The following is a 23771-nucleotide window of genomic DNA, read 5'->3' as shown; positions in this document are numbered from 1 at the left end:
GCAGGGTGCCGCCGGCTTTCGGGCTTGCTGAGTTAGCTGCGCCAGTGCCGGAGTTCGCACCACATGAGCTCAGCGCGAGAATGGCCCCGGCCCCTAGCGAGCCGCCCAGAAATACCCTGCGACTGAATTCCGACAATCGAAATCCCCCTGATTGTTCGGCATCGGCCTATTTCTCAGACAACGTAGCTCATCCACATCGCGTATGGGCAGCCCGTGTCGCCTGACGAGTATGTGTTCTGCAGTCAGATTTCGAACGATCCGAGCACCCAGATGGCGTTACCGAACTTGCTCTGGAGCAGGTGCTTTCCAGGTTCCGTCGAGCGCGGCTTCCTCGGGCCAGTACAGCCGCTCGATCAGCACGAACGGACCTTCCGGAGCCGGCAACCAGTTCGACTCCTTGTCCGCGCCCGGGGACTCCTTCTGGACGTAGAAGGTGTAGCCGCCATCGGCATCCTTCTTCAGGTCGGGCAGCATCGGCGAGTTGATCAGGTACCGATTGATCGGATTGGCCACCAACAGGCTCTGCGGCAGCCGGTACATCGTGATGGACCAGAACCCCTTGACCGGCGGTAGCTGGCCGGGAGCGAATCGATAGATGTACTTGTTCGCGCCGTTGAGCGTGGCACCCCCCGAATCCAGGCGGAAGATCGGATACATCGCCTCGGCGGCATCGTTGCCGTAGATGCCGTTGATGGCACCGGCCATCCGGTACAGGTAATTGGTTCCCACCATCTGGCGGGTACCGAACATCTGGGCGGTCGTGATCTCACCCTTGTCGACCTTCGCCTGCACCTGGTTGTATTCGGTCCAGGCGTCGTTGAGCCCGTCCTGGAAGGCCTGCTGCTGGTCCGCCGGCAGCGCACCGATATCGAGTTTCTCGTCGGTGCCGATTCCGATCGACGCGAACTTCTCCCGGAGTTCCTTTTCCGTGTCGAGCACCGGCACGTACTTCAGCACGAAGTTGAGCGTCTCGAAGAACTTCGGTGACTTCCGTTGATCGTCCGGGGTCTGCGGAACCACGAAGTCGATCGCGGGCGGCGCCGTGGGCGCCGCTGTGCCGAGGAACGTCGACAGCGGTTCCACCTTGTATCCGGCCTGGATCGCCTTCACGTTGTCGATGTCGTCGGGGCCGAACAGCTGGGTGCGGTACAACGCGATGACGAAATCGGTTTCGGCATGCAGTATTTCATCGATGCCGGCGGGCTTCTCGCCCTTCCAGTTCGGACCCGCGAGCAGGTACTTTCCGGGCTTGTTCCCGGTGGTACGGCTGCCGAGGTAGCCCATGTTGTATGTGTAGGCATCGATGAGTTGCACCGAGTAGTACCGGTTGCTCTCGACTTCGGGCACCGTCAGCACCACTGGCTCCGCACGCAGATCCGCGCCCAAGGTGCTGTACGGGGTATCCGAGTTCGGGGTCTGCACCGCGGTGTCCGCGGGAGTGGCCACGTGGGCGTCGGAGTGCAGCGTGTTCCACGGGCTGCGGAACTGTGAGCTCTGCTTGTCCTGGAAATACGCGTACTGGATCCGATAGCTGTCGACCATCGGATACCCGTAGATGTACGCCTGCTTCGCGATCTCACGCATCTGTGCGGTAGTCACCTCAGTCGGTTCGCTCGACTGCATGTCGCCTCCGCAACCGGACAGCGTCACCGCGAGCACCGCCGTGGCGATGACGGCCGTCCCACGGCGCCAAGATCTATTCCGCCCCAGCATGGGTCTCCTCCGTGACTGTTTGACCGCATATCGAATATCGCGCCGTGAGTTCCCAAGCGCGGCAACACAGAACGGACGATCACATTCATCCGGCCTTCTGAGGCACCGGCGCTTGCCAGTTCCCGTCGAGCGCGGCCTCCTTGGGCCAGTACAGCCGTTGCGTCAACCGGAAAGGTCCCTCAGGTGCCGGTAGCCAGTTCGATTCCCGCTCCGGGCCCGGGGTTTCTCGCTGTACGTAGATGGTGTACCCGCCATCGGGATCCTGCTTCAGGGTGGGCAGCATCGGCGAGTTGATCAGGTAGCGGTTGATCGGATTCGCGACCAGCAGACTCTGCGGCATGCGGTACATCGTGAGCGACCAGAACGCGTTCACCGGAGGCAACTGTCCCGGCGCATAGCGATAGGTGTACTTGTTCGCGCCATCGAGCGGAGCACCAGCGGAGTCCTTCGAGGCGCTCGGGTACATCGCCTCGGCCTTGTCGTTGCCGAAGATGCCGTTGATGGCTCCGGCCATCCGATACAGGTAGTTGGTGCCAAGCGTCTGGCGGTTGCCGAACAGCTCACTGGGTGCGATCTGCCCGCTCTCCACCTTCGCCTGGGTCGGATCGTATTCCTTCCACGCATCGGTGATCGCCGCCTGGAAAGCCTCCTGCTTGTCCTTGCTCAGCGACTCGATGTCCAGGTTCTTGTCCGTACCGATTCCGATCGAGGCGAACTTGGCGCGAAGTTCCTTCTCCGTATCCAGGACCGGCGCGAACTGCAGAACAAAGTTGAGCGTCTCGAAGAACTCCGGAGACTTCCGCTCCTCCTCCGGGGTCTGCGGAACCACGAAGTCCACCGCCGGTGCAGCGGTCGGCGCCGGCTTACCCTCGAACTTCGACAGCGGTTCCGCCTTGTACTCGGCCTGGATCGCCTTCACGTTATCGAGGTCGTCTGGGCCGAACAGCTGAGTCCGGTACGCCACGAACGCGAATTCGGTTTCCGACCGCAGCACCTTGTCTATGCCGGCGGGCTTCTCGCCCTTCCAATTCGGCCCCGCGAGCAGGTACTTGCCCGCATCGTTGCCGGTTGTCCGGCTGCCCACGTAGTCGAAGTTGTACATGTACTGGTCCATGAACTGGAGCGAGTAGTAGCGCTTCGCTTCGATCGCCGGAACGCTCAGAACGTAAGGCTCCGTGCGCAGATCGGCACCGAAGAAGCTGTACGGGGTGTCCGAATTGGGGGTCTGAATCGTGGTGTCCGCAGGTGTGAACACCTTCGCCACGGAATGCAGAACGTTCCACGGCGCCATGTACTGCGGATTCTGCTTGTCCTGGAAGTAGGCGTACTGGATCCGATAGTTGTCCACCATCGGGAAGCCGTAAATGTAGGCCTGCTTGGCGATCTCCCGGATCTGGTCCGCGGTCACCTCACCGGTGGATGCGCTCGAAGTCTTGTCCGAACCCTTGTCACCACCGCAGGCGACCGCGGTCAGCGCGATCGCCGCGATGCCCACCACACTCAACCATCGCCGGTGCCACGACCTGCTGCTGTCCATTGCTGTCCCTCCGCTACCCGAGCCCCGACCATCGTTGCCTGAACCAGCGGTGCCTGTCTTGACTTTCCTGGACATCTTCTTGATGGTCATGGACATGCAGTTGGTCCAAGGATCCTCGCTGGTGGGGTTCAAGGAGCTCGCCGCCGCGCATGGGGGCGACCCGGCCGCGTTGCTCGAGTTCGCCGGCATCGATCCCGCCGATGCCGGCCAACGTGACCGGTACATCCCGCTGCGCAACGCCATCGCCGCAGTCGAAAGTGCCGCCGCGGTGCTGAGTGTGGAGGACTTCGGACGTCAGCTCGCGCTGCGGCAGAGCATCGACATCCTCGGCCCAGTCGGTGTCGCGGCCCGCACTGCGGCCACCGCAGCAGAGGCGTTCACCATCCTCGACACCTACATGAGCGCTTACAGCCCCGGCATCACCGCCCGCATCAACTCGCACACCGACGAGACGGCGTGCCGGTTCGAATTCGACTTCCTGCTACACCCGCCGCCGCCACAGGCCCAGGCCATCGAACTGGCCCTCGGCGTCACCCTCCGGGTGCTGCATCTGTTCCTGGGCACCACCTACCGGCCCGTGTCCGTGCACGTGCCGCACCCCGCGCTGGGCACGAGAGCCGACTACCGCCGCTACTTCGGCTGCCCAGCGCATTTCGACGAACCGATCGCGGGCTTCACCCTGCGTGCCGCCGACTTGCAGCGCCCGCTCAACCATGACCCGCTGGCTCATCAGCTCGCCTTGCGCTACCTGTCCAGCACCCGCACCGAGCATGCGGCAGGCTTCGCCGACGCCGTGCGCAGCTTCATCCGCCAACTGCTGCCCACCGGAGAGGTAACCGCCGAACTTGTCGCCCGCCAGTTCGGCATCCATCCGAAGACACAGCAACGACGCCTCGTCGCCGAAGGAATCACCTTCGGGGAGATGGTCGATCAAACCCGCCGCGAACTCGCCAACCGATTGCTGCTCGACACCGATCTGCCTCTCGTCCAGCTGTGCCGTCAACTCGGCTACGCCGAACAAAGCGTGCTGACGCGAGCATGCAAACGCTGGTTCGGCATGACACCCAGCGACTACCGCCGCACCCGCACCGCCCCCTCGCAATCTTCTGGTCAGATCCCAAACGGTGTGGCGTAGCGGACGGTACCGCTCGGCAGCTGCTCGGAGTCGAGGCCGAGCGCCATCAATGCCTCGTCGGGGACATCGATGCTCAGTCCGATCCCGTAGTGCGATGCGCGGGTGAACCCGAACCGTGGGTAGTAGGTCGGGTGCCCGAGGACGACCACGAAGTGCTCGCCCGCCTGCTCGGCCGCCACGAGAGCGGCGCGGATCGCAGCGGATCCTGCGCCTGTCCCCTGGTACTCGGGCAGGACCGCGCACGGCCCCAGGCACAGCGCCGGAGTGTCGTCGACGTGGCAGCGGGTCAGCAGTGCGTAACCGGTGGGCTTGCCGTCCGGTCCCGCGCTGATGATGGACAGACCGTCTATCCAGGCCGGATCGGCGCGCAGAGCATCGACAAGATCGGCTTCCTCGGCGGTCTCGAACGCGGCGAGGTTGATCGTTCGAATAGCAGGAATGTCGGCGTCGGTCTCGGCGCGAGTGATCCAGTCGCTTTCAGTATTCAAAACAGTTTCTCGATTCATGGTGGTCAGTTGTCGGTCACGACAATCGACCGGCCTCCTGGGATCTCAGTGGCAGGCCAGATCCTGTGTACCAACATCCGGTTCCGGAGGCGATCCGTTTTACTTCGAGAACGCCCGGCGCTGAGAAGTTTTGGCCAGGGTTGCCGATAGGCTTCGTTCGTCCGACGTGAGAGGGGCGCTCAGTGTCCAGCCCGGAAAGCGCCGCCGGCGAGAAGCCGACTGTCCCCACCAGGATCGAGGTACGGGGTGCGTGCGTGCACAACCTCGCACACATCGACGTCGATGTGCCGTTGAACCAAATGGTGGCCATCGCAGGGGTTTCTGGCTCCGGAAAGTCGTCGCTGGCGATGGGGGTCCTCTACGCGGAGGGCTCCCGTCGCTACATCGAGGCGCTCTCGACCTACACCAGACGCAGGATGTCGCACGCCACCAAGGCCACCGTCGACAGCGTCCGCCACGTCCCGGCCGCGCTGGCCCTGCGGCAGCGGCCCAACGTCCCCGGTGCGCGCAGCACCTTCGGTACCTCGACCGAACTCCTCAACGTCCTGCGCCTGCTGTTCTCCCGTGTGGCCGAACACCTCTGCCCCAACGGGCATCGTCAAGAGCCGACGATCGACGTCGCCGCCGGCCTGGATCTCACCTGCCCGGTTTGCGGCGTCACGTTCACCCCGCCGGGCGCAGAGGCGCTGGCCTTCAATTCCGACGGGGCCTGCCCGACCTGCGGCGGACTGGGGGTCGTGCGTGAGATCGACGACGCCCTGCTGGTCCCCGACCCCTCGCGCACCATCGCCGACGGCGCGGTCGCACCGTGGAAGATGATGGGCCTCACCGTCATGCCGCAGATGGTCGGAGAACTCTGTGTGCGCACCGACGTCCCCTACCGCGATCTCACCGACGACGAGCGCGAGGTCGTCCTGCGCGGGCCCGCGGAGAAGCACCGCATCACAGTGCCGTCCAAGAGCGGCAAGCTGTTCGAGGTCAACTTCACCTACCGCAACGCCCGGATGGCCGTGCAGGAGGCGCTCGACAAGGCCGCCAGCGAGGGTGGCCTCAACCGGGTCAACAAGTTCATCCACACCGGGACATGCCCGACCTGCCACGGGGCCCGGCTCAGCGAGCGGGCCCTGGCCCCTCGGGTCACCGGGATCAATCTGGCCGAGGCGACCGCGAAAACACTCGATGACGTGATCGCCTGGGCACCAACGATCGTCGATACCTTGCCCTCAGACATGCGCGCGATGGCGACCGCAATCATCGGGCAGCTGCTCGAAATGGCGCAGCGGCTCATCGAACTGGGCCTCGGGTATCTGGGCCTGGACCGGCCCAGCTCCACACTGTCCACCGGTGAGCGGCAACGGGTCGCGCTGTCACGCGCCGTGCGCAATCAGACCACCGGCGTGCTCTACGTCCTCGACGAGCCGTCCATCGGCCTGCATCCGTCCAACATCGACGGCCTCAACGGCGTCGTCCGCGACCTGCTGCGCGACGGGAATTCCGTCGTACTGGTCGATCACGATGTGCAGGTGTTGCGGGAAGCGGACTGGTTCATCGAGATCGGCCCCGGATCCGGCAACGACGGCGGGACAGTCCTGGCCGAAGGAACACTCGACGATCTGATGGCCAACCCGGCCTCGCTGATCGCCGGATTCATCGACGGCACCGAGGCGGTCCGCGTACGCGCCACCGTCAGCGCCGAGCAGTTGTTCGATCATGGCCGGATCGGCCTGGAGACGCGCCCGCTGCACACCGTGCACGCCCTGGACGTCGAGATCCCGAAGGGCCGACTCACCGCGGTGACCGGAGTGTCCGGCTCCGGCAAGACCACACTGGTGCTGGAGAGCCTGGTACCGGCCTTGCAGGCCACCGCGGCGGGCGATCCGCTGCCGCCGCATATCGCGTCGGTCGAACCGTCGGGCATCCAGCGCGTCAACGTCGTCGATGCCACCCCGATCGGCACCAACGTCCGCTCCACCGTCGCCACCTACAGCGGCATTCTCGACGACCTACGCCGCGCGTACGCCGCACTCGACGAATCGACCCGCCGGGGCCTGACCGCCTCGGACTTCTCCTACAACACCGGATCCCTGCGCTGCCCGCGCTGCGAGGGAACCGGACAGATATCGCTCGACGTCCAGTTCCTCCCCGACGTCGACATCCCCTGCCCCGACTGCGACGGCACCCGTTATGCCCCTGTGGCACTGGAGTTCCGACGCGCTGTCGACGGTGGGCTCGCCCTGCCTGAACTCCTCGCGCTCACCGTGAAGCAAGCGCTGGAGGTCACCGAAGACCTGCCGAAGGTGCACCGCAAGTTGCAAACCCTCATCGACCTCGGGCTGGGCTACCTGACTCTCGGTGAGGACACGCCAGCGCTGTCGGGCGGCGAAGCCCAACGGCTCAAGCTCGCAACAGAACTCGGACGCAAGCAATCTGATGCACTGTTCGTCCTCGACGAACCCAGTGTCGGACTACACCCCCTCGACATTCGCGTGCTGCTCGGCGTCATCGACCGCCTCGGCGCCAAGGGAGCCACCGTCGTCGTCATCGAGCACGACCTCGACATGATCGCCAACGCGGACTTCGTCATCGACATGGGACCCGGCGGCGGCGCCGCGGGCGGAACCATCGTTACGACGGGAACCCCGGATCAGATCGCGCGATCCAGCGTCAGCGTCACCGGACGGTATCTCGCTCCGCGGTCGGAGTAGAGGCCCTCGGTGCGGCACTGATCGACACGCTGCACCATGGCCGCCCCACTCTCGATGCTTTAGCCTCGATGCACCGATTGGGTAGCGGTCCGGGGTGGGTCGTAAAGGCGAAATGCCCTGTCGTGGTGGAAGAATGAGATTTCGTCGTCGACACGGATAGTCACCGAAACCGCATATCGGGGTTGAGTTTTGCTTAGATAGGCGACATGCTTGTCCATGATGCGCGATGACTGATTCCGGCGAGTACCCGCTAACGCCGAGGCAGCAGCGGGCCTGGCTGAATTTCATGCGGGTCTATCACCGGCTCGAATATGAGGTGAACCGTCACCTGCGCACCGAGTGCGGTCTTTCACTCTACGACTACACGGTGCTCAGTACGCTCTCGCGCGCACCGGATCGCCGCCTGCAGCTGACCACACTCGCCACGGTGATCGGGTGGGAACGCAGCCGGGTTTCTCACCACCTTATGCGGATGGCACGCCGCGGCCTGGTCGAGCGCACAACCTGCGACACCGACGGCCGTGGCACTGTCGTCGTCCTGACCGACGAGGGCTGGGACCGGCTCGCCGACGCCGCCCCGGTGCATGCACAGTGGGTACGCCGGGCGTTCTTCGCCGATTTAGATCCCGAGCAGGAGGACACCCTCGCCGACATCCTCGCCGTTGTGCACGAGGGTCTGTTGCGCGAGGGCACCTTGCCGCGTCCCGATCTCAGATAGACCAACTACACCTGGTTCATGCCCCCGTCGACGAAGATCTCCGCACCTGTCATGAAGCTGCTCGCATCGGACCCGAGGAACACCACCACGGCGGCCAGTTCGGCAGGATCGCCTATCCGCTTCATCGGGTTCGTCGCCAGACCGTCGAAGAACACCTGCCGCTGGTCTTTGTCAGGCACCAGTTCGGTGAGTCCCTCGGTCAGGATGGGACCGGGTACGACCGTGTTGACCCGGAAGCCACGGTCGCCCAACTCGGTGGCCCAGGTACGGCCGAAGGACCGGACAGCAGCTTTTGCCGCGGCGTAGGCGCCGAATGCCGGGGTTCCCCTGGTCGCCGCGGTGGAGCCGGACAGAATGATCGAGGCACCGGGATTCAGTAGTGGCAGCGTCTTCTGCACGGTGAACACCGTCCCGCCCACGTTGCGGTTGAAGGTGTCGATGAGGTGTTCGGGCGTCTCGTCCTCCAGCGTGGCGAACTCGCCACTGCCGGCGTTGGTGAAGACGATGTCGAGGCCGGCACCTGCGTCGCGGATGACCCCGACAAGTCGGTCCAGGTCCTCGGTGTTGGTGACATCGCTGGCGACACCGATGACACCGGAACCCAGCGACGCTGCGGCGGCGTCGACGCGCTGTTGGGTACGCCCGGTGATGAACACCTTGGCGCCCTCGTCGGCGAAGGCGCGCGCCGTCGCATAGCCGATGCCGGATGTGCCGCCGGTGATCAGTGCTGTTTTTCCTTCGAGCTGAGCCATCTCGTCCTCCTGTTGTCGAAAACGCTTGTTGCGTTTCAGATCCAACAACTAGGTGACATGTCACGGTTATTCCGGGACATGTCACCTACTGTGGTCGTCGACTCCCTCTGGTGCGCGCGGCTGATCCTGGGCTCGTGGAGTCGCGCGCCGGCGCCCCCGGCGGGGCGCACTTTGCCGGCAGGGCCATTAACGAGGCCATGCAGGAGCTCTACAACGAAGCGCAGCTCGACGTGCTGCGCCGTAGCCGCGACATCATCCGAGCGACCACTGCGGAAGCGGCAACGGAGCCAGGCGGTAGCTAGGCGGTTCGGTCCCGTGGAGGTGGGCGACAAAGTAGTCCCAGGTGCGGCGGTAGGCATAGTGCTGGTAGCCGAACAGCGCGTGCTCGCCGCCCGGAATGAGGATCAGATCGAAGTCCTTGTCTGCCTTGATGAGTGCATCGGCCAGGCGCATTGTCTGGTAGGGATGGGCGTTGTCGTCGAGCTCGCCGTGGATCAGCAATAGCTTGCCCCGCAGTTCGGCGGCCAGATGAGTATTAGAGATCGTCTTCCTGCCGTTGTCGCTGAGGTCGCCGTGGTAGTGCTCGGCCCACATGGCCAGGTTGACGGTGTTGTCGTGGTTGCCAGACACCGCGACCCCAACCCGGTAGAAGTCCGGGTACGTAAGCAACGCCCTGGCGGCGGCGAAGGCACCGGCCGACAGACCCGTTATCCCGACGCGCTCGGTGTCCAACCAGCTGTGCCGCCGGCCCAATTCGCGAATCGCGGCGACGCGGTCGTCGAGGGCGCCTGCGTTGCCCATGTCCCGGTAGGAGTGGTCATGAAAGGCTTTGCTGCGTCCGGCAGTTCCGCGTCCGTCGATTACCACTACGGCGAAACCCAGCGCTGCCAGCGCCTCGGGTTGGCCGACGTGCGGTGAGTCGAATGCGGCCCCCGCGTTCCATATCTGCGGGCCCGGATAAATGTGCTCAATCACAGGGTAGCGGCGCTGTGGGTCGAAACCGTGTGGACGCCAAAGCAATCCGTAGATGCGGGTTCTGCCGTCGGCAGCCAAGGTGCAGAACCGCTCCGGCGCGCTCCAGCCCTGCTCCTCCAGCGCTGAGGCGGTAGGCGCCTCGAGTTCGACCAGTAGTTGGCCATCCCCGTCGCGTACCACCGTGTGCGGAGGGCGGTTGGGTGAGGATGCCCGTTGAACGAAGTAGTCGCCGCCGTCGGGACTGACCGCGTCATGGTCGAGGGTGTCGTCCTCGGTGAGCCGCACAAATCCCTGGCCGTCAAGCCCGATTCGGCAGATCTGGCGTACATAGGGATCATCGGCGACGAGGCCGGCAGCGACGAACCACACCTGCCGGCGATGTTCGTCGACCCAGAGCACCTTTCGCACCGGCCACTGCCCGGTGGTGATCTGCCGGACCTGTTGTCCGTCGGGCGAATAAAGATAGAGATGGCCCCAGCCATCGCGTTGTGACCACCACACGATCTCACCGGAGTCCAGCACCCGGGTCATCGTTGGTTCTCCCAGCTGGGGCGTCGGGTCCACCCGCGTCTCACCGGATTCGCTGATCAGGGTGGTGACGGCTCCGGTGGTCGGGTCCAGGCGGCGCAGCTCCAGCCTGCGGGCGTCGCGGGAATGGTTCAGGAAGTGCACCCCGTCCCCCGATGTGCCGGTCCACCAGGCGTACATGACGGCAGTGCCGTGCATCATAACGGTGGGTTCGGCCTGCCGGACCACGGTGCGTTCTGCCACGTGGAGGACATTCCAGGTCAGCATCGCCTGCGCCTGCTCACCCGGCATGGTGTACCGGGTGCGGTGCTCGACTGGTCTGCCGCCGTCGGGGGGCGATGATTCGACCAGCACCAGCTCGGGCAGGGCACGCTGGTCGATGCGCTGGGCCAGTATCCGGGTCGAATCCGGTGACCACTGCACGGCGAACACGGGCGGCAGCCCAAGCACCCGCATCAGCGCTCGCCCGCCGGTCGCGTCGGCCATCCCGCCGTATTCGAAGTGCGGTTCGGCGTCCTCGGTGAGCGCGAATTCCCGCTTACCGTCGCGGGATCGGACCCAGATGTTGCCGTCGCGGCGAAACGCCACCCACGACTTGTCGGGCGACTCCACCTCCCAGGGCAGCGCGCGGTCGCCGCGGTCGGCCCGGTCGCAGGTGCCCGCCCCGGGCGACCACACCCACCATGACCCGAACGCGGAGAAGCCGACCGTGCCGTCGTCGCCGAACTCGACGGCGCTGATCGGGAGATCGTCCACGCTGACCGCATGACCGGAAGCCAAGGACAACGCCGCGGCCAACCGGTCGTGGTCGAACGCGTCGTCTCGGCTGCCGTTGCGGGGATCCACCACTACGAAGCGCGACTCGACCTGGTACCAGAAACGGTGTCCGTCCGGAAGCCACTGCGGCTGTACCGCTGCTCCAGGCACGCGGCGTGCCCGGTACGGGGCCAGCATCTGTTCAGCGCGGGCGTAGTCGGCGGCGGTCAAGGTCGTCTCGTGGGGGGCCGCTGTGGCATCGGGATTCACAGCCACAATGGAACAGCAGGACGTAACGGCACAGTCAAGCCCGTGATTGCCCCGGCCGCGACGGGACAGTCTGTGCTGATCCCGTGTCACTCGCCGCGGTCGCCTGCCTGGGTTCGACCGATGTCATTGAACGCTTCTGAATCGAGTGGAGCTCCTTGCAGACTCACGAGGCCGTCGGAATATACCTCGGTTGACGACGTTTCGAATCGGTCGTCTGATCTGTCATGCCCGGCCGTACATCGGAGCAGGTGACTTTGGTTGCGGCGCTGAGGATTAAGCACGCCGAGTTCGGAACATCACCATCGCGCATGACACGGACGCCCCATACAGGCTGACCGGCCGAGCACATCCTGATCACTACTTCCTTGGGCGCACATGGGATTACCTAGGTGGCCAGCCGCCTCACGATCTGACCGGCCCGGCGCAGCACGTCCAGCTGCGCCGGGTTGTACAGATCGGCCATCGCGTCATCGATGGCCTTCTCGGCGAAGTTTGCACCGCGCGGCGCATCGACGCGCGCCTCGGTGAGTCCGGGGTGGGCCTGCCGGACCGACCAGATGTAGGGCGCCAGCCGCTCGGCGAGGTCCTGGCGGGTCTTCTCGTCGGCGTCGGCGGACAACGCGTCCAGCTCCGATGCGGCCGGATCCTCGCGGGTGTCCCTGATCAGGTCGGCATAGACCTGTCGGCCGCGCGGGCCCAGCACCCGGCTCAGGACCACCACCAGTTGGCGATCCGCGTCGGTCATCTTGGCGACGGCGTCTACGGGCGCGAACTCGGGTGGCAGGTCCGTGGGCGCGGAGTTCTCCAGCAGCTCGCCGAGCTCCTCGCGGGCCCGTTGCAGCCGGTCGATGGTCGCCGCCAGCTCGGCGTCCAGTTCCCGCAACGCCTGTTCGGGATGCTCGTCGGTGTCACCCAACGCCGCGATCTGCGGGAGCGAGAAACCCAGGTCGACGAGCCGTTTGATGCGGACCAACCGGACCAGGTGCGCCACGCCGTACTGCTTGTACCCGTTTGGCCGACGTTCAGGCTCCGGGAGCAGGCCGACCTGGTGGTAATGGCGGACGGCTCGCAGACTGGTTCCGGCCAGTTCGGCGATCTCCCGTGTACTCCACGCCACCTGTCCATCATGCCCATACCCGTGCCCGGGACTTGACTGTGCCGTTACGTCCGAGTGTGCGATGGAGGCATGCCAACACCTGAGTTGCTCTCCGTCGACGATCTGTTCGCGCCGCCCGCCCGCGCGCAGGCATCGATCTCACCCGACGGCACCCGTATCGCCTACCTGGCGCCGTGGCGGGACCGCCTCAACATCTGGATCCAGGACGTGGACAACCTCGACGGCGAGCCGCAGCGCGTCACCGCCGACAGCACCCGCAGCATCATTCACTACGAGTGGACCAAGGACTCCCGCTGGCTGCTCTACCTGCAGGACACCGGCGGCGACGAGAACTGGCACGTCTTCCGGGCCGACCTGCAGGACCCCGAGCCCGGTGCCGTCGACCTGACTCCGTTCCCGGGAGCGATGGCCGCCCACGAACTGCTCGGCGATCCTGCGAAGGCGATGGTGTACACCAACAACCGCACACCAACCCTGATGGACGCCTACGAACTGGACATCGCCACCGGTGAACTCACATGGTGGCGAAGAACCCCGGTAAGGGATCAGGCTGGCGAGCCAGCAGCAACGGCGACTTGTTCTCCACCGCACTGACTGCCGACGGTGACGTGGAGCTGTTGCAGTGGGAGCCGCGGACGGAGACGCTGCGCTCCATCGTCACCTTCGACGGCCGTGACTACCCGATGGGGCTGTATCCGATCACCATCACCCCGGACGGCACCGGCATCTGGATCGGCTCCAACGACGGCACCGACCGGACCCGCATCGTGCGCGTCGACGTCATCACCGGCGAGCAGACCCACGTCGACAGCCATCCGGTCTACGACGTGGACACCCGGGCCAGCGTGTTCACCACGCTGGCCGAGCCGCTGATCCTGGACCGGCGGACCGGCGATCTGCTCGGGGTGCGGTACCTGTTGGAGCGTCAGGTGATTCAGCCGCTGGACCCGCACTTCGCGGCGGTGCTGGCGAACCTGGAGAAGCTGTCCGATGGCGACGTGAACGCCCTGAGCTCCGACCTGACCGGCCGACGCTGGGTGGTCAACTTCACCCATGACCGCGAAGCGGGGATGACCTACCTCTACGACCACGACACAGGGGAGAGCCGGCTGCTGTTCGGGTCGCATCCGCAGCTCGATCCCGGCGTCCTGGCGGCGATGGAGCCGGTCACCATCCGCTCGCGCGACGGGCTGGATCTGCACGGGTATCTGACCCTGCCGGTCGGGGTGCCGCCGAAGAATCTGCCGATGGTGCTGCTGGTGCACGGCGGGCCCTGGACGCGGGACGGCTGGATGTTCAACCCGCCGGTGCAGCTGCTGGCCAACCGCGGATATGCGGTGCTGCAGGTCAACTTCCGCGGGTCGGCGGGCTTCGGCAAGGCCTTCACCAAGGCCGCGGTCGGTGAGTTCGCCGGCAAAATGCACGACGATCTGATCGACAGTGTGGACTGGGCCGTCCAGCAGGGGTATGCGGATCCGAAGCGGATCGCCATCTTCGGCGGCTCCTACGGCGGATACGCGACGCTCGTTGGCGTCACCTTCACACCCGATGTGTTCGCCGCCGCAGTCGATTACGTCGGCATCTCCGACCTGAGCAACTTCATGCGGACGCTACCCGAGATCGCACGCCCGCACCTGGCCAACAACTGGCACCTGTTCGTCGGCAACCCCGACGACCCGGATCAGTTGGCCGACATGCTGTCCCGTTCGCCGATCACGAAGGTCGACCAGATCCGCACGCCGCTTCTGGTCATCCAGGGCGCCAACGATGTTCGCGTGGTGCAGGCCGAATCCGACAACCTGGTCGAGGCGTTGCGCAGCCGCGGAGTCAAGGTGGAATACATGATCAAACACGACGAGGGGCACGGATTCATCAACCCCGACAACGTGATCGACATGTACAAGACCGTCGACCGCTTCCTCGCAGAGCATCTCGGTGACGGAAGGAAAGCGTGACCGACAAACTGGAGCAAGAACATTCACCGACATTGCTCGAACGCATGGGCGGGATATCCGGGCTGGTGTACGCCAGCCTGCCCACGTTCGCCTACGTCGTCGCGAACGCGATAGCGGGCCTGAACGCCGCGGTCGTGATATCCGTTTGCGTCAGCGTGGGACTGATCGTGTTCCGGCTGTTGCGCAAGCAGCCGATTCAGCCGGCGGTATCGGGACTGCTCGGGGTCGTCGTCGCCGCGCTGATCGCCTACTACACCGGATCCGCCGAAGACTACTTCCTGCCGGGAATCTGGCTCAGTCTGGCGATGGCGGCTGTGTTCTCCGTATCCCTCTTGGTGCGGCGCCCCTTGGTCGGAGTGATATGGAACCTGCTACGTAGCGCCGGACCCGATCGGACATGGCGCGCCGACACCGTGGCGCTGCACGCGTTCGACGTCGCCACGCTGGCATTCGTGGCGTTGTTCACCGCGCGATTCGTTGTGCAGCAATGGCTTTACGACGGTGGCTTCAGCGGCTGGCTGGCGCTTGCCAGAATCGCCATGGGCTATCCACTGCTCGGCGTGGTGTCGGTGGTGGTGTACTGGGCGGTCCGTCGTGCCAATCGACGAATAGACCCAGATATCCACCGGGACAGCGCCGGGACCGATGCGAGCGACTCTCCCGAGCCCGCAGCTTGCCCCTGACGCGGTGCCGGGCGGTTCTGGCCAGTCGTGAGTCATTGATTCTGGTGCAGTAGATTCCGATGCCGCCCAGGATTTGGGCGGTGGTTTGGTCCAGACGTTCGGGCGAGGTTGTCGTTGCATGATTGGACCAAGGCGTGGATGTCGACGTTGCGCTAACGCACTGAGGTGTGGTGCCGCGGCGCAGTAATGTCGGTCAGCTCAGAAAACCAGCGTTCAATCAGATTGAGCCAGGACGAACTGGTCAGGGTACAATGCAGGACGACTCTGGGATGGCTTGTCAGCCAACGCTTCACCGCCGCAGTCGGGTCTGCTACATGGATAGGTGACATCTGAGTTGGCTTGCCCGGCGTCGGCGAGCTGGAAGGATGTCACTGCGCCCAGGCCCTATCCCCGTAAGTTCGGCGACGACGTGCATATTGCCCAGATGGCAAGTTCACTTGCCATCCTTGACGCCAGGCGGCCACCCTCGTGCCGTGACCACACCAACGAACCCATTTGACGATCCCGCCCACGTCGCCATGTACGCCAAGCGCGCCGGGCAGATGGTGCCCGCCCTGGCCGACATTCACCGCCTTGTCGGCGTCCTCATCGAGGAACGCGCTCCGTCTGACGCGAGGCTGCTGGTGCTGGGGGCCGGCGGAGGACTGGAGACGAAGGCACTCGCGGAGACTCACCCAGGATGGACCTTCGATGCGGTCGACCCATCGGCTGCGATGCTGGATCTCGCGGTACAGACCCTCGGATCAGACGCGTCGCGGGTGACGATGCACAACGGGTATATCGACGACGCACCGCTTGGCCTCTTCGACGCTGCAACCAGTCTGCTGACACTGCACTTCCTTACACCCGACGAACGACTGCGTACAGCGACCGAGGTACGGCGCCGGCTGACGCCCGGGGCCCCGTTCGTCGTGATGCATCTCAGCATTGCGCACCGCCATGAGGCTGAACGACAGACCTGGATAGACCGGCATGTGGCATACCTCGTCGCAACAGGCATCGATCCCGCGGATGCGGAGAAGGCTCGTGTTGCAATCGAATCCGGCGTCCCCGTCGTGTCACCAGAGGAAGACCGCACCATCCTCGAGGAAGCCGGATTCAGCGACGTCGCAGACTTCTTCCTGGCGTTCAACTTCCGGGGATGGGTCGGCTACGCGTAGTCCACCCGGAGATCTAGCTAGCATCGCGATCTAGCTTTCCGGTCGGCTGTCAGTGTTGATCGACCGGGGTGTGAACCCGACTTTTCCGCGATGCGCATGGTTTCGCGAAGGTTATCCATAAGATTAACTAATCCACATGAAGAATCATTAGCTGTACTTGATCACCGCACCTCCATACGCTCAAAACATGGCTTCCCCCGTCCTCATCGGATTCCTCACCACCATGGCGTTGATCGCCGCCATCGGCGCGCAGAACGCCTTCGTGTTGCGCCAAGGCATCCGTGGGGAGCACATCGTCGCCGTGATCGCGTTGTGCACGGTCTCCGATCTGATCCTGATCGCCGCGGGCATCGCCGGCGTCGGTGCAGTGATCACGGCTCACCCCGATGCCATGGCGGTGGCGAAGTTCGGGGGCGCAGCCTTCCTTATCGGCTACGGCGTGCTCGCCGCGCGCCGCGCCTTCCGGCCGGCAACCCTCAACCCGTCCGAGCGCACCCCGGCCCGCCTGGCCGAGGTGCTGGTCACCTGCCTGGCGTTGACCTGGCTGAACCCGCACGTGTACCTGGACACCGTGGTGCTGCTCGGCTCCCTGGCCAACGAACACCGCGAGCAACGATGGCTCTTCGGTGCCGGCGCGGTGGCCGCGAGTGCACTGTGGTTCACCGGGCTGGGCCTCGGCGCGCGTCGGCTGGCCGGGCTGTTCGCCACCCCGATGACCTGGCGCATTCTCGACGGCGTCATCGCGGTGATGATGGTCGCGCTGGGCGTCAGCCTCGCGGTGTCCTGACCGCCGGGCACCATCACCTCGACACTGTCGGAAATCGTCGGGCATGTGTCGATCGGGTTTCCGGGATGCGACAGACTTAGCAGGTGAGTCGCATGTTCCGCCGTGAACCGTCCCCGCCGCCGCATCCCATGGCGGATGCTCCGGCCTGGTTCACCTCTGCCCTGGAACAGACACCAGAGCACTCCACCATCGATGTCGACGGCTGCTCCATTCACGTGCGCTCCTGGGGCGACCCGGACAAACCACCGCTCGCGTTCGTCCATGGCGGTGGAGCGCACTCCGGCTGGTGGGATCACATCGCGCCGTTCTTCGCCCGCACCCATCGGGTGATCGCACCCGATCTGAGCGGGCACGGCGACAGCGGCACCCGCACCGAATACGCCCTGTCGATCTGGGCCCGGGAAGTTCTCGCGGCATCAGAAGCCTCGGGATCCTCGGCGCGGCCCGCCATCGTCGGGCACAGCATGGGCGGCTGGGTCGGCGCCTCAGCCGCCACCCGCTACGGCGCACAGATCGACAGCATCCTGGTCATCGATTCGCCGCTGCGTGAACGCGCCCCCGAAGAAGTCCGACTGCGTAACCGCCGCCGGGACACCGCCGGATACCAGTCCGAGGACGAGATCCTGGCCCGGTTCCGCGCGGTGCCCAAGCAGGACGTGACGCTGCCCTACATCGGTCACCACATCGCCGTGGAATCGATACGCAAGACCGACGACGGATGGGTGTGGAAATTCGACCCCGATATCTTCGGCGGGCACCTGCTGGACGAGACGGCCGCCGACGAGGAGATCCTGGAGAACGCCTTCGCCAGGATCCCTTGCCGGGTGGGGTATTTGCGTTGTGAAGACGGCGTGGTTCCACCTCGGATGGCCGATCAGATTCGCTCGATGCTGCAACTACGCGGGCCGTTCGTCGAACTCGCAGAGGCCGGCCATCACCCCATGCTGGATCAACCCCTGCCGCTGGTGGCGACCATCCGCACCCTGCTGGAGTTCTGGTCGATCACCTAGCCTGCAGCGGCCCGGCGAACGACTTCTTGAGCGCGCTGGGTGCCACGACGGGCAGCAGCGCGGCAAGCAGCTTGCGTTTGAGTCCCGTTGGGTTGCGGATCAATTCGATGTCCACCCGGGTGCCGGTGGCCTGCGAGGTGAGTTGGAACGTCCAGCCACCGCCGGGGCCGAAGACCTTCGAGTCATGGGTGGCGATGGTGACGCGCCCGCGCTTGGGGTCCCAGTCGTAGCGGGCGCGTTCCCACGCCGACGCTGTCCCCTCGGTCACTTCGGCCCAGGTGTCCCCGAGAGCGTGCACTTCAAAGTGATCCGCATCGATCGTCGGCCACTGCTGCGGCCGGGACGGCCCGAAGTCGGTCAGCACACCCATGAGGGCGGCCGGGTCGAGCGCGGAGGTCATCTGGAAACGGACGACGGGCATGTAGGACTCCTTGAGCCGACGAATTCATCAGGGGCATAACGACATTCATCTGTTACAGCGACGGGGCGGCTCCTGCTGAATGCCATGCGTCCATCTGACTCCCGATAGAGCATCAAGTCCAACGATTGCTTTTGATCTCAGTCATCTTCCGCGGAGATGAGGGGGACGCCGGGCCACCGATCCTGGCGGGGGACAAGCACCAATACCGAGGCTGGATCAGCTCATGCCATATCGGTCTTGGACGTGCATCAATACGATGCTTTACGTTCCACTGTGAGGCGGGTCACTCGCCGGTGTATCCCTGACCACCGCGCACTCGGTGCGGTTGACCGAATGGAGCGGCAGTGCAGATCACGCAGCCCGCGTCCGCCGACCTGCAGTCGGCGGTGTCGAAATTCTTCCGTCGCGTGGTACCGCTGCTGATCATCATGCTGATCTGCAATCAGCTGAACCGCGCCAACATCGGCTACGCACAGGAGTACCTCGAGGCGGACGTCGGCATCGGTGCTGCCGCTTATGGTTTCGGAGCAGGCGTGTTCTTCGTGGCCTACGCCATTTTCGAACTTCCGAGCAACATCCTGATGGAGAAGTTCGGCGCCCGCATCTGGCTGACGCGCATCATGATCAGCTGGGGCCTGGTGTCGGCCGCCATGATGTTCGTCCAAAGCGCCGAGATGTTCTACGTCCTGCGATTCCTGCTCGGCATGGCCGAGGCCGGCTTCTTCCCGGCGGTCATCTACTACATGGCCAAGTGGTTGCCCGACAGCCACCGCGGGCGGGCAACGGCGCTGTTCATCGCAGGCTCCTCCATCGCCGCGGCGATCTCGGGTCCGCTGTCGGGCCCTCTGCTCTCCTTGCACGGTCAGGGTGGTCTGCGCGGATGGCAGTGGCTGTTCCTGATCGAAGGCATGCTGTCGGTGCTCGTCGGCGTCGTCGCATACTTCATGCTCAACTCGAAGATCCGCGATGCCCGGTGGCTGACCCGCGCCGAACAGGACGCCCTGATTGCCACCATCGACGCCGAGGAAGCCGAAAAGGCCGAGGCGTCCGGTGTCGAGGGGAAGGGCAACCGCTGGAAGATGTTGGCGGACCCCAAGCTGCTGCTGTTCTGCTGGATCTACTTCGCCATTCAGTTGTCGATCTACGCCAACACGTTCTGGCTGCCATCCATCGTGCGTCGCATCCACGGCCTCAACGACATCACCGTCGGCCTGCTGTCGAGCCTGCCGTGGATCAGTGCCGTCATCGCGATGTACCTGTCCTCGCGCCTCGGGGACCGCAGACCCGATCTACGCCGCCCCCTGCTGATCTTCGCGCTGCTCACCGCAGCCACCGGCACCTACCTGGCGGCCATCACTTCCCCCTTGCTGGCACTGCTGTTCCTGTGCATCGCGGCAATGGGGTTCAAGAGCGCCAGTCCCCTGTTCTGGTCCATCCCCCAATCTTCAATGCACCCAATGGTGTTGGCGCCCGCGATCGCGATCATCAACTCGCTGGGCAATCTGGGCGGGTTCGTGGCACCGTTCGGATTCGGCCTGATCAAACAAGCCACCGGCGCCGTCACCTGGGGCCTGTACGCACTGGCTGCGGCCAGCCTGATCGCAGCCGCTTCCGTGATGCTGGTCCGGAAGAAGTCAGTCGACGTCACGGACGTGTTCTTTCCCGAGCCGGCACCGGCACACAAGACGCATTGACGAAGATTCCGTCCGCATCACGACCGCCCGCGATACCGCGCCGGAGCACCCGTCGACCTTGACCACCGTCACCACTGCCTACCGGTCATCCGATCTGGAACCCAGCTCAGACGTTTGCGCTCTCCTGTTCGGCTGGGAAGGAACGCTTTTCGGCACACCGGACTTCAACTACAACGTGCTGAACAGAACTCTGGCAGCCCACGGTGCCGACATCGATCAACGCTGGTTCGACCAACACCACCATCTACCGATCGTCGACATGGTCACCCGCGCCTGCGAACACTCGTCAGTGACAGCCGATCCACACGCGATCATTGCCGAACGTAATCGGCTGACCGAGAGACTCTTCACAACGATCCAGCCGAATACCCTCGTGCACAAGCTGATCCACCGGCACCAGCCATCGCTTCCCATCGGAGTCGTCACGACATCCGACCGATCGGTGGTCACCGCATCGATGCGCGCGTTCCGTCTCGACACCACGATGAGCGTCGTCGTCACCCGCGATGCCGTTGTGCGGGGCACGCCGTATCCGGACGGCCACTTGCTCGCATGCCGTCGGCTCGGCCTCCCCGCAACCGGCGTTCAGGTCTACGAGGCGACCGACAACGGCATCCAGGCCGCACGTGCCGCCGGAGTGGCACACATCATCGACGTCCGCCCACTGCTGCGGCGATCAACCGCATCCGTCGGCAACGATTCAGCGCGGCTACTGGATTTCGCCCGACGGTGGGATCCCTTCGGCGGACCGCCCGCAGAGGACATCATGGTCCAATTCGGTCTGACTCCAACCGCTTTCACCGAACGAATCGCGCAACTGCGCTAGACAGATCACACATCCGGTCAGACCGGGGCGAGGCGACCGGCCCAGGGCATCGCTTGCTCGAGCTGGGCTGAGAGCTTGAGCAGCAGCGCCTCCCCGGCAAGCGGAGCGACGAACTGGACACCAAGCGGCAGACCTTCTGCGGTCCAGTGCAGCGGTAGCGAGATCGCCGGGCGGCCAGTGATATTCGCCAGCTGCGTGTAGGGCACCCAGCCAAGGTTCTTGTCCACCATGTCGTCGACGATCTTGGTGTAGCGCAACAGGCTTGCGGTACGGGTCTTGATCAGCGCGTCAGCCGCGTGCTGCAGCACGACCGGCAGGTCGAACTCGCCGATCCGGGGCGGCAGGGTAGCCAGGGTGGGGGTCAACAGCAGGTCATACGACTCGAAATAGGTGCTCAGCCGCCGCGTGTGTTCCTGGCGCCGCTGCACCGCGTCCAGATAATCAACGCTGCTCGTGGCTCGCCCGAGCGCCGCCATGATGAGCGTGTCACGCTCGAACGCGTCGTCACCCGCGCCGGTCAGCCGCTTGGCCTCGGCCAGTTCCCATGCGCTGTAGACGAACCAGGTCAGCAGGAAGTCGCGGGCCAGCGCGGCGTCATCGAAGGGCGCTTGCGGCAGTTCCTCGACATGGTGGCCGAGTTCGGTCAGCACGGCAGCCGTTGCCTCGACGGCTGCGAACGCCTCGCGGTGTGGTGCCGGGTTGATCGCCGTCGGCACCCGCAACCCGATCCGCAGTTTTCCGGGTTCCGCCCCCACACACGACGCGAACGACTCGGCGGGCACAGCCGGCAGGTACGGCCCCCAGGGTTCGCCGCCGCTGAGGACATCGAGCATCGCCGCGGTGTCCCGCACGGTCCGGGAGACGACGCCTTGGACGGCCGCGCCGTGCATGGATTCCCCGGTCGCCGGACCCGACGGCGTCAGCCCTCGGCCCGGTTTGAGCCCGACAAGCCCACAGCTCGCCGCGGGAATGCGAATCGATCCGCCGCCGTCATTGGCGCCGGCGCAAGGCACGATGCCCGCGGCGACGGCCGCCGCCGATCCGCCCGAACTGCCACCCGGCGACCGCCCCAGATCCCAGGGGTTGCGGGCCGGCCCCCACGCGTCCGGCTCGGTGATGCCCTTCGCACCGAACTCAGGGGTGTTGGTTTTCCCGAAGATGACCAGGCCCGCGTCGATCCAGCGCTGTACGACCGTGGCGTGCTCGGGGGCGATCAGCGACATCTGTGCACGGGACCCGGCCGAGGTGGGCAAACCCGCGTAGTCCTGAGCGAGGTCCTTGATCAGGAACGGGACCCCGGCGAACGGGCCGGTCAGGTCGTCCGACGGCGACGCCGGGACGTCGCGCACGATGGCGTTGATCTTCGGGTTCACCACCGCTGCTCGCTCCCGGGCCGCGGTGAGGAGCTCAGCCGCCGAAACCTGCTTGTCAGCAATCAGTTTCGCCAAGGAGGTGGCGTCGTGCGCACGATAGTCGTCGAAGTCCATTCCAAAAAGGTAGACCCCGTAGACCTTGCGCGGTGGTGTACCACCGGTGAGCAACGCGGGGGCCGTTGCCGCCGAGCAATCCGACTTGGGCAAGCTGAGTACCAACCGACCCGAGGAGGAGCATCCGTGGACTTCACGACGATCCGGCATGAGCTCGACGACGGGATCCTCACCGTCGTCCTCGATCGCCCGGACAACCTCAACGCCTTCACCGTCGAGATGGCCGAGGAGTTGGAGCAGACCTTCGTCGCGGTCAACGACGACGACGCGGTACGCGCCGTCATCGTGACCGGCGAGGGCCGGGCGTTCTGCGCCGGCATGGACCTGTCGAGCGAAGGCAACGTGTTCGGCCTCGACGAGTCGAAGTCGCCGAGCCTGGCCGACATGGCCGACCTCGACGATCCCGAGCTGCGGCGGGTACGGGACACCGGTGGCCGGGTGACCCTGGCCATCTACGCGTGCCGCAAGCCCGTCATCGCCGCCATCAACGGGGCCGCGGTGGGGATCGGCGCGACGATGACGCTGGCCATGGACGCCCGGCTGATGTCCACGAAGGCCCGCTTCGGGCTGGTGTTCGGAAAGCTCGGCATCACCCCGGAAGCGTGCTCCACCTGGTTCCTGCCCAGAATCGTGGGCATGCCAGCGGCTTTGGACCTGGTGTACCGCTCCGACATCCTCACCGCGGACGCCGCCCGCGAGATCGGGCTTACGCAGGCCGTCCACGAGCCGGACGCCCTGATCGCCGAGGCGCGGGCGCTTGCCGACGCGTGGACCCGGCACCGCTCACCGGTCTCGGTCGCCCTGATGCGGCAGATGCTGTACCGGAATTCGGCCGAACCGCACCCGGTCGACGCACACCGGGTGGACTCGTTGGCGATGTTCTACACCAGCATCGGCGACGGTCACGACGGCGTGCGCGCCTTCCTCGACAAACGCACCCCGGAGTTCACCGGGCGGGCTTCCGAGATGCCGCCGTTCTATGAGCAGTGGGTCGACGGCGGGTAGCGAAGTCCACACCGGTTCCCCGTAATTCGGC

18 protein-coding genes and 1 pseudogene are annotated in these 23771 nt (G+C 65.1%); 11 read left to right on the top strand and 8 right to left on the bottom strand.

Going from position 1 to position 23771, the window contains the following annotated elements:
• Positions 1-276 precede the first annotated feature (276 nt).
• Positions 277-1713: a DUF1254 domain-containing protein gene (locus QQ25_RS02640; protein ID WP_039376977.1), complete on the bottom strand. Its 1437-nt coding sequence runs from the start codon at positions 1711-1713 to the stop codon at positions 277-279.
• Between the two features lie 85 nt (positions 1714-1798).
• Positions 1799-3250, bottom strand: coding sequence for a DUF1254 domain-containing protein (locus QQ25_RS02635; RefSeq protein ID WP_039376975.1), 1452 nt, complete (start codon positions 3248-3250; stop codon positions 1799-1801).
• Positions 3251-3344: 94 nt separating this feature from the next.
• Here QQ25_RS02635 and QQ25_RS02630 point away from each other — a divergent pair, with 94 nt between their 5' ends.
• Positions 3345-4385, top strand: a complete 1041-nt coding sequence (locus QQ25_RS02630) for an AraC family transcriptional regulator (RefSeq protein ID WP_052235641.1) — start codon at positions 3345-3347, stop codon at positions 4383-4385.
• Here the strand turns inward: QQ25_RS02630 and QQ25_RS02625 are convergent.
• Positions 4361-4891: a GNAT family N-acetyltransferase gene (locus QQ25_RS02625; protein ID WP_052235575.1), complete on the bottom strand. Its 531-nt coding sequence runs from the start codon at positions 4889-4891 to the stop codon at positions 4361-4363. The two genes, QQ25_RS02630 and QQ25_RS02625, sit on opposite strands and share 25 nt — an antisense overlap.
• A gap of 299 nt (positions 4892-5190) precedes the next feature.
• On the opposite strand from QQ25_RS02625, the gene QQ25_RS02620 reads away from it, so the two are divergent.
• Both QQ25_RS02620 and QQ25_RS02615 read left to right on the top strand, forming a co-directional pair.
• A complete protein-coding gene (locus tag QQ25_RS02620) occupies positions 5191-7596 on the top strand; it encodes an excinuclease ABC subunit UvrA (RefSeq protein WP_157847806.1) in 2406 nt (801 codons plus the stop codon).
• A gap of 226 nt (positions 7597-7822) precedes the next feature.
• A complete protein-coding gene (locus QQ25_RS02615) occupies positions 7823-8314 on the top strand; it encodes a MarR family winged helix-turn-helix transcriptional regulator (RefSeq protein WP_029106256.1) in 492 nt (163 codons plus the stop codon).
• A gap of 5 nt (positions 8315-8319) precedes the next feature.
• Here QQ25_RS02615 and QQ25_RS02610 read toward each other — a convergent pair whose 3' ends face one another.
• The 3 genes from QQ25_RS02610 to QQ25_RS02600 form a co-directional block, all read right to left on the bottom strand.
• Positions 8320-9066 (bottom strand): SDR family oxidoreductase, encoded by a 747-nt coding sequence (locus tag QQ25_RS02610; protein WP_039376971.1) that lies wholly within the window; start codon positions 9064-9066, stop codon positions 8320-8322.
• 252 nt (positions 9067-9318) lie between these two features.
• Positions 9319-11523, bottom strand: a complete 2205-nt coding sequence (locus QQ25_RS02605; protein ID WP_052235640.1) for a S9 family peptidase — start codon at positions 11521-11523, stop codon at positions 9319-9321.
• Between the two features lie 457 nt (positions 11524-11980).
• Complete coding sequence (locus QQ25_RS02600) at positions 11981-12712, bottom strand: helix-turn-helix domain-containing protein (RefSeq protein ID WP_039313030.1); 732 nt, start codon at positions 12710-12712, stop codon at positions 11981-11983.
• Between the two features lie 69 nt (positions 12713-12781).
• Between QQ25_RS02600 and QQ25_RS02595 the strand changes: the two are divergent.
• The 5 genes and pseudogenes from QQ25_RS02595 to QQ25_RS02575 all read left to right on the top strand — a co-directional run bounded on the left by QQ25_RS02595 (position 12782) and on the right by QQ25_RS02575 (position 18307).
• Positions 12782-14667: pseudogene (locus QQ25_RS02595) on the top strand (S9 family peptidase).
• A gap of 44 nt (positions 14668-14711) precedes the next feature.
• Positions 14712-15350, top strand: a complete 639-nt coding sequence (locus tag QQ25_RS02590) for a DUF3159 domain-containing protein (RefSeq protein WP_082017422.1) — start codon at positions 14712-14714, stop codon at positions 15348-15350.
• Between the two features lie 473 nt (positions 15351-15823).
• The gene (locus QQ25_RS02585; protein ID WP_039376970.1) at positions 15824-16510 is read left to right on the top strand and encodes a class I SAM-dependent methyltransferase; all 687 of its coding nucleotides are present in this window, start codon (positions 15824-15826) and stop codon (positions 16508-16510) included.
• A 187-nt stretch (positions 16511-16697) separates the two neighbouring features.
• The gene (gene lysE, locus QQ25_RS02580) at positions 16698-17297 is read left to right on the top strand and encodes an L-lysine exporter (RefSeq protein WP_029106287.1); all 600 of its coding nucleotides are present in this window, start codon (positions 16698-16700) and stop codon (positions 17295-17297) included.
• Between the two features lie 92 nt (positions 17298-17389).
• Positions 17390-18307: an alpha/beta fold hydrolase gene (locus QQ25_RS02575; protein ID WP_039313831.1), complete on the top strand. Its 918-nt coding sequence runs from the start codon at positions 17390-17392 to the stop codon at positions 18305-18307.
• Here QQ25_RS02575 and QQ25_RS02570 read toward each other — a convergent pair.
• Positions 18300-18728 (bottom strand): hypothetical protein, encoded by a 429-nt coding sequence (locus QQ25_RS02570; protein WP_039313019.1) that lies wholly within the window; start codon positions 18726-18728, stop codon positions 18300-18302. The genes QQ25_RS02575 and QQ25_RS02570 overlap by 8 nt on opposite strands.
• A gap of 350 nt (positions 18729-19078) precedes the next feature.
• Here QQ25_RS02570 and QQ25_RS02565 point away from each other — a divergent pair, with 350 nt between their 5' ends.
• Complete coding sequence (locus tag QQ25_RS02565; protein WP_052235639.1) at positions 19079-20422, top strand: MFS transporter; 1344 nt, start codon at positions 19079-19081, stop codon at positions 20420-20422.
• Between the two features lie 58 nt (positions 20423-20480).
• On the top strand, positions 20481-21248 hold the full coding sequence (locus QQ25_RS29680; RefSeq protein WP_052235572.1) for an HAD family hydrolase: 768 nt from the start codon (positions 20481-20483) through the stop codon (positions 21246-21248).
• 17 nt (positions 21249-21265) lie between these two features.
• Here the strand turns inward: QQ25_RS29680 and QQ25_RS02555 are convergent, their stop codons facing one another.
• Positions 21266-22735: an amidase gene (locus QQ25_RS02555; protein WP_039313017.1), complete on the bottom strand. Its 1470-nt coding sequence runs from the start codon at positions 22733-22735 to the stop codon at positions 21266-21268.
• Between the two features lie 126 nt (positions 22736-22861).
• Between QQ25_RS02555 and QQ25_RS02550 the strand changes: the two genes are divergently transcribed.
• A complete protein-coding gene (locus QQ25_RS02550; protein ID WP_039313014.1) occupies positions 22862-23740 on the top strand; it encodes a crotonase/enoyl-CoA hydratase family protein in 879 nt (292 codons plus the stop codon).
• The last annotated feature ends 31 nt before the right edge of the window (positions 23741-23771 follow it).

The sequence above is a fragment of the Mycolicibacterium setense genome (genome assembly GCF_000805385.1).
In the GTDB taxonomy this organism is placed as follows: domain Bacteria; phylum Actinomycetota; class Actinomycetes; order Mycobacteriales; family Mycobacteriaceae; genus Mycobacterium; species Mycobacterium setense.
The sequence above is the reverse complement of the archived record's forward strand: the minus strand, read 5'-3'. Positions and strand labels throughout refer to the sequence as shown.

Bases quoted from the DNA above. Each gene is read 5' to 3' on its own strand.
- QQ25_RS02640 (WP_039376977.1), bottom strand. From the start codon at position 1,713: ATGCTGGGGCGGAATAGATCTTGGCGCCGTGGGACGGCCGTCATCGCC.
- QQ25_RS02635 (WP_039376975.1), bottom strand. From the start codon at position 3,250: ATGGACAGCAGCAGGTCGTGGCACCGGCGATGGTTGAGTGTGGTGGGC.
- QQ25_RS02630 (WP_052235641.1), top strand. From the start codon at position 3,345: ATGCAGTTGGTCCAAGGATCCTCGCTGGTGGGGTTCAAGGAGCTCGCC.
- QQ25_RS02625 (WP_052235575.1), bottom strand. From the start codon at position 4,891: ATGAATCGAGAAACTGTTTTGAATACTGAAAGCGACTGGATCACTCGC.
- QQ25_RS02620 (WP_157847806.1), top strand. From the start codon at position 5,191: ATGGTGGCCATCGCAGGGGTTTCTGGCTCCGGAAAGTCGTCGCTGGCG.
- QQ25_RS02615 (WP_029106256.1), top strand. From the start codon at position 7,823: ATGACTGATTCCGGCGAGTACCCGCTAACGCCGAGGCAGCAGCGGGCC.
- QQ25_RS02610 (WP_039376971.1), bottom strand. From the start codon at position 9,066: ATGGCTCAGCTCGAAGGAAAAACAGCACTGATCACCGGCGGCACATCC.
- QQ25_RS02605 (WP_052235640.1), bottom strand. From the start codon at position 11,523: ATGCTGGCCCCGTACCGGGCACGCCGCGTGCCTGGAGCAGCGGTACAG.
- QQ25_RS02590 (WP_082017422.1), top strand. From the start codon at position 14,712: ATGGGCGGGATATCCGGGCTGGTGTACGCCAGCCTGCCCACGTTCGCC.
- lysE (WP_029106287.1), top strand. From the start codon at position 16,698: ATGGCTTCCCCCGTCCTCATCGGATTCCTCACCACCATGGCGTTGATC.
- QQ25_RS02575 (WP_039313831.1), top strand. From the start codon at position 17,390: ATGTTCCGCCGTGAACCGTCCCCGCCGCCGCATCCCATGGCGGATGCT.
- QQ25_RS02570 (WP_039313019.1), bottom strand. From the start codon at position 18,728: ATGCCCGTCGTCCGTTTCCAGATGACCTCCGCGCTCGACCCGGCCGCC.
- QQ25_RS02555 (WP_039313017.1), bottom strand. From the start codon at position 22,735: ATGGACTTCGACGACTATCGTGCGCACGACGCCACCTCCTTGGCGAAA.